6 protein-coding genes are annotated in these 4851 nt (G+C 71.8%); all 6 read right to left on the bottom strand.

The genetic code is table 11. From position 1 onward, the window contains the following. Window positions 1–71 precede the first annotated feature (71 nt). A complete protein-coding gene (locus Q0112_RS16185) occupies window positions 72–791 on the bottom strand; it encodes a sulfate ABC transporter ATP-binding protein (RefSeq protein WP_297977012.1) in 720 nt (239 codons plus the stop codon). 11 nt (window positions 792–802) lie between these two features. Further along, complete coding sequence (gene cysW / locus Q0112_RS16190) at window positions 803–1693, bottom strand: sulfate ABC transporter permease subunit CysW (RefSeq protein WP_297977013.1); 891 nt, start codon at window positions 1691–1693, stop codon at window positions 803–805. After that, entirely contained in the window at window positions 1686–2159 is a 474-nt protein-coding gene (locus Q0112_RS16195; protein WP_297977014.1) for a hypothetical protein, read from the bottom strand. The genes cysW and Q0112_RS16195 overlap by 8 nt, the downstream gene beginning before the upstream one ends. Further along, complete coding sequence (gene cysT, locus Q0112_RS16200) at window positions 2152–2991, bottom strand: sulfate ABC transporter permease subunit CysT (protein ID WP_297977018.1); 840 nt, start codon at window positions 2989–2991, stop codon at window positions 2152–2154. Before cysT ends, Q0112_RS16195 begins: the two co-directional genes overlap by 8 nt. A gap of 14 nt (window positions 2992–3005) precedes the next feature. Then, window positions 3006–4049: a sulfate ABC transporter substrate-binding protein gene (locus Q0112_RS16205; protein ID WP_297977015.1), complete on the bottom strand. Its 1044-nt coding sequence runs from the start codon at window positions 4047–4049 to the stop codon at window positions 3006–3008. A gap of 91 nt (window positions 4050–4140) precedes the next feature. Next, window positions 4141–4602: an Rrf2 family transcriptional regulator gene (locus Q0112_RS16210; RefSeq protein ID WP_297977017.1), complete on the bottom strand. Its 462-nt coding sequence runs from the start codon at window positions 4600–4602 to the stop codon at window positions 4141–4143. Between the last annotated feature and the right edge of the window lie 249 nt (window positions 4603–4851).

The following is a 4851-nucleotide window of genomic DNA, read 5'->3' on the forward strand; positions in this document are numbered from 1 at the left end:
CGAGGGGGGCCCTCGCCGGCCCCCCTCGACCCCCCCGGCACTGCCCGATAGGGAAGGAAGAGAGAACGGGGTCAGGCGGCGACGAAGTCGGCGACGAAGCGGGTGGCGGGGCGGCTGCGGACGTCGTGGGGGGTGCCGATCTGTTCGATGCGGCCCATCGACATCACGACGACGAGGTCGGCGATCTCCATCGCCTCGTCCTGGTCGTGGGTGACGAAGACGGTGGTGAGGCCGGTCTGGTCGTGGATCTCGCGCAGGCCCCCGCGCAGCTCCTTGCGGACGCGGGCGTCGAGCGCGCCGAAGGGCTCGTCGAGGAGCAGCATGCGCGGCTCGATGGCGAGGGCGCGGGCGAGGGCGACGCGCTGGCGCTGGCCGCCGGAGAGCTGGGTCGGGTAGCGGCCGGCGATGTCGGGCAGGCGGATGAGGTCGAGGAGGCGGGTGACGCGGCGGCGGATCTCGGCCTCCGGCGGGCGGATGCGGCGCGGGCGGGCGCGCAGGCCGTAGGCGATGTTCTCGAAGACGGTCATGTGGCGGAAGAGGGCGTAGTGCTGGAAGACGAAGCCGGCGCGGCGCTCCTGCACTGAGAGGCCGGTCGCGTCCTGGCTGTCGAAGAGGACGCGGCCGGAGGTCGGGGTCTCGAGGCCGCCGAGGATGCGCAGGAGCGTGGTCTTGCCGGAGCCCGAGGGGCCGAGGAGCGAGACGAGGGCGCCGGAGGGGATGGAGAGGCTGACGGGGAGAAGCGCGGTGGTGGTGCCGAACTCCTTGGCCAGTTCCTCGATCTCGATGTGCATGGGTTCTCTCCTCAGTGGCGGCGGTTGGCGGCGAGCTGGTCCGCGTAGCGCCATTCGAGTGCCGTCTTGAGCGTGAGGGTGACGAGGGCGAGCAGCGCGAGCAGCGCCGCCATCGAGAAGGCCGCGACCGAGAGGTACTCGTTGTAGAGCATCTCGATCATCAGCGGCATGGTGTTGGTCTGGCCGCGGATCTTGCCGGAGACGACGGCGACGGCGCCGAACTCGCCCATGGCGCGGGCGTTGCAGAGCAGCACGCCGTAGAGCAGCGCCCAGCGGATGTTGGGCAGCGTCACGGTCAGGAAGGTCCGCCAGCCGGAGGCGCCGAGGGTGAGGGCGGCCTCCTCCTCGGCGCGGCCGTGCTCCTGCATCACCGGGATGAGCTCGCGGGCGACGAAGGGGAAGGTGATGAACATGGTGGCCAGCACGATCCCCGGCACCGCGAAGATGACCGGCCAGCCGTTCGCGACGAGCCAGGCGCCGAGCGGGGCGTTGGCGCCGAAGACGAGGACGAGGCAGAGGCCGGCGACCACCGGCGAGACCGAGAAGGGCAGGTCGATGAGGGTGATGAGGATCGCCTTGCCGCGGAAGTCGAACTTGGCGATCGCCCAGGCGGCGGCGACGCCGAAGACCGCGTTGAGCGGCACGGCGATGGCGGCGACGAGGAGGGTGAGGCGGATGGCGGCGCGGGCGTCGCGCTCGCCGAGCGCGCTGACCGCGGCGCCGAGGCCCTTGGCGAGCGCCTCGGTGAAGACCACGGCGAGTGGCGCGAGGAGGAGGACCCCGACGATGGCCAAGACGAGCGCGACGAGGGTGCGGCGGAACCAGGGCGCCTCGGAGGCCACCGGGCGCAGGGGCTGCGCCCGGGCGAGGTTCGCCGCGTCGTCGAAGGCGACGTCAGCCATGGGTCCCCCGTCGCGGCAGGTGCGGCACCGGGGCGGGGACGCCGAGCGGCACCGGGTAGGCGAAGAGGGCCGAGGTGGCGAGCGCCCGCTGGGCGGGGTCGTCGTCGTAGGTGCGGACGGCCTTCAGCGCCTCGCCATAGGCCTCGGCGGCGTCGCTGAGGCGGGCGATCTCGGATTCGAGCACGGCAAGCGCGGCGTCGAGGGCGGCCGGGGCCGGCCCCTCCACGGCGCGGAAGGCGGCGTGCGCCTCGGCGCGCAGTCGGGACTGGCGGGCGAGGGTGCGGCGCGCGCGCGCGTCGAGGGCCGCGGGCGGCGTCTCGAGGGCGTAGCTGCGGCCGGCCAGCCGGGAGAAGAGGCCGCGGATGGCGGCGGGCAGCGCGCCAGGGCGCGTGTGTGGGTGCGTGTCCGGGCGCGCGTGGGGGTGCGCCTCGGCGGGGGTGGGGGTGTCCTTGCGGGTGTCAAGCATCTCCGAACCTCCTGCGGCTCCAGACCTGGACAAGGTTGATGACGAGAAGCATGGCGAAGGAGATGGCGAGCATCGCCACGGCGATGGCGACGGCGCCGTCGTAGTCGAACTCCTCGAGGCGGATCACGATGAGCAGCGGCGCGATCTCGCTGACCGAGGGCAGGTTGCCGGCGATGAAGATGACCGAGCCGTACTCGCCGACGCCGCGCGCCAGCGCGAGCGCGAAGCCGGTGAGGAGCGCGGGCGTCAGCATCGGCAGGATCACGCGCAGGAAGGTGCGCGCGCGATAGGCGCCGAGGGTGGCCGAGGCCTCCTCGATCTCGCGGTCGATCTCGGCGACGACCGGCTGGACGGTACGCACCACGAAGGGCAGGCCGACGAAGACGAGCGCCACCCAGATGCCGAGCGGCGTGTAGGCGACCTTGATGCCGAGCGGCGCGAGCAGCTGCCCGAAGGCGCCGTTCGGGGCGTAGAGCGTGGTGAGCGCGATGCCCGCCACCGCCGTCGGCAGCGCGAAGGGGAGATCCACGGCCGCGTCGAGCAGGCGGCGGCCGGGGAAGTCGTAGCGCACCAGCACCCAGGCGAGCGCCAGCCCGAAGGCGAGGTTGAAGAGCGCCGCGAGGAGCGCGATGCGGAAGGAGAGCAGGAGCGCCGCCCAGACCCGCGGCTTCGCGAGGTTGGCGGCGATGTCGCCGATGCCGATGCCGGCGCCCTTGAGCAGCAGGGCGCCGATCGGGATGATGACGATGAGCGAGAGCATCGCCAGCGTCGTCCCGAGCGCCAGGCCGAAGCCCGGCAGGGGCGACGGCTGGCGGAAGCGTGCCGCACGCATCGCGGTCATGGCGGTCACCGCGGGGTGTAGATCTGGTCGAAGATGCCGCCGTCGCCGAAGTGCTCGGGCTGCACCTTGGCCCAGCCGCCGAAGTCGGCGATGGAGACGAGCGGCAGGTCGCGGAAGCGGGCGACGTCGTCGGCGTCGGCGGCGCTGGTGTCCCAGGCGCGGTAGTAGTTCCGGAGGGCGATGGCCTGGCCCTCGGGGCTGTAGAGATAGGCGAGGTAGGCCTCGGCCGCCGCGCGCTGCTCGTCGGAGGCGATGTTGCCGTCGACGAGCGCCACGGTCGGCTCGGCGAGGATCGAGAGCGAGGGCTCGACGATGTCGAACTGGTCCTCGCCGAGCTCCTGGAGCGCAAGATAGGCCTCGTTCTCCCAGGCGAGAAGCACGTCGCCGATGCCGCGCTGGGCGAAGGTGGTTGTGGAGCCGCGGGCGCCGGTGTCGAGCACCGGGACGTGCGCGAAGAGCTCGTGCATATAGTCGCGGATCTGGTCCTGGTTGCCGCCGAATTCCTTGTCGGCCCAGGCCCAGGCGGCGAGGTAGTTCCAGCGCGCGCCGCCCGAGGTCTTCGGATTGGGGGTGATGACCTGGATGTCGTCGCGGACGAGGTCGCCCCAGTCCTGGATCGCCTTCGGATTGCCCTCGCGCACCAGGAAGACGATGGTCGAGGTGTAGGGGGCCGAGTTGTGCGGCAGGCGCGCCTGCCAGTCGGCGGGAATCTTGTCGGTCCGCGCGGCGATGGCGTCGATGTCGCTGGCGAGGGCGAGGGTCACGACCTGGGCGGCGAGCCCGTCGATGACGGCGCGGGCCTGGGCGCCGGAGCCGCCGTGGGAGACCTCGATGGTGACGGGGGCGTGGCCCTCGGCCTGCCAGTGTTTGGCGAAGGCCTCGTTGAACTCGCGGTAGAGCTCGCGGGTCGGGTCGTAGGAGACGTTGAGAAGCGTGGTCTGGGCCGCGGCCGCGCCGGCGAGGCTGCTGGCGAGGAGCGCCGCGGCGGCGGCGCCGGCGAGGCGGCGCACCGGACTTCGGTCGGTTCGGGTCTGGCGGATGGACAGCATGGCAATCTCCGTGTTGTCCAATTATCACGACAGACATAGTCGTGTTATGCAAGAAAAAATTGCCGGGGGAGAATCCGGAGATTCCAGTCGGTTACTGGGCGACGGGCTCGATCTGGCCGATGGAGAGAACGGAATCGTCCTTCATCAGGTCGGCGAGGGTCAGCGATTCGAGCATCAGCAGGTAGGCAGAGTAGAGATCGCCGAAGACCCGGCGGATGCGGCAGGCGGCCTCGTCGTGGCAGTCGTCGCAGGGGCGGTAGGCCTTGCGCGAGAGGCAGGGGAGCGGCGCGATCGGGCCGTCGATCAGCCGCAGCACCTCGCCGATCGAGACGGTCTCGGGCGGCTTGATGAGGATGTAGCCGCCGTCGCGGCCGCGGCGGCTGGCGATGATGCCCGAGCGGCGGATATCGATGAGGATATGCTCGAGGAAGCGCTTCGGCGCGTCGGCGCGGCGGGCGATCTCCTCGATGCGCAGCGAGGAGCCGCCGCGCCGACGCTCCTCGGCGAGCTCGATCAGCGCCTTCATCGCGTATTTGGTCTTCGAGGAGATCATACTCCATCAGCTAGGCGAAATGCGGCAATTTAGCAAGTAATGCGGGCGGCTTGGCCGGCGTCGTGGCGGCGTTCCGGCAGGGTCTCGATGTCGCAGCCGCCGTGGCCCGGGCGGATTGCGCGGCGCGGGGATCGGGGGCGGGGGGGCGTCAGGCCGGGGCGCCGGCCGGGGCGATCTCGGCGAGGATGGCGCGGGCGGCGGCGCGGGGGTCGGGGGCGGCCACGATCGGGCGGGCGACGACGAGGTGGT

It is taken from the genome of uncultured Amaricoccus sp., from assembly GCF_937858865.1.
Classification (GTDB): Bacteria; Pseudomonadota; Alphaproteobacteria; order Rhodobacterales; family Rhodobacteraceae; genus Amaricoccus.

Coding starts and splice junctions, on each gene's coding strand:
- Q0112_RS16185 (WP_297977012.1), bottom strand. CDS start 791: ATGCACATCGAGATCGAGGAACTGGCCAAGGAGTTCGGCACCACCACC.
- cysW (WP_297977013.1), bottom strand. CDS start 1,693: ATGGCTGACGTCGCCTTCGACGACGCGGCGAACCTCGCCCGGGCGCAG.
- Q0112_RS16195 (WP_297977014.1), bottom strand. CDS start 2,159: ATGCTTGACACCCGCAAGGACACCCCCACCCCCGCCGAGGCGCACCCC.
- cysT (WP_297977018.1), bottom strand. CDS start 2,991: ATGCGTGCGGCACGCTTCCGCCAGCCGTCGCCCCTGCCGGGCTTCGGC.
- Q0112_RS16205 (WP_297977015.1), bottom strand. CDS start 4,049: ATGCTGTCCATCCGCCAGACCCGAACCGACCGAAGTCCGGTGCGCCGC.
- Q0112_RS16210 (WP_297977017.1), bottom strand. CDS start 4,602: ATGATCTCCTCGAAGACCAAATACGCGATGAAGGCGCTGATCGAGCTC.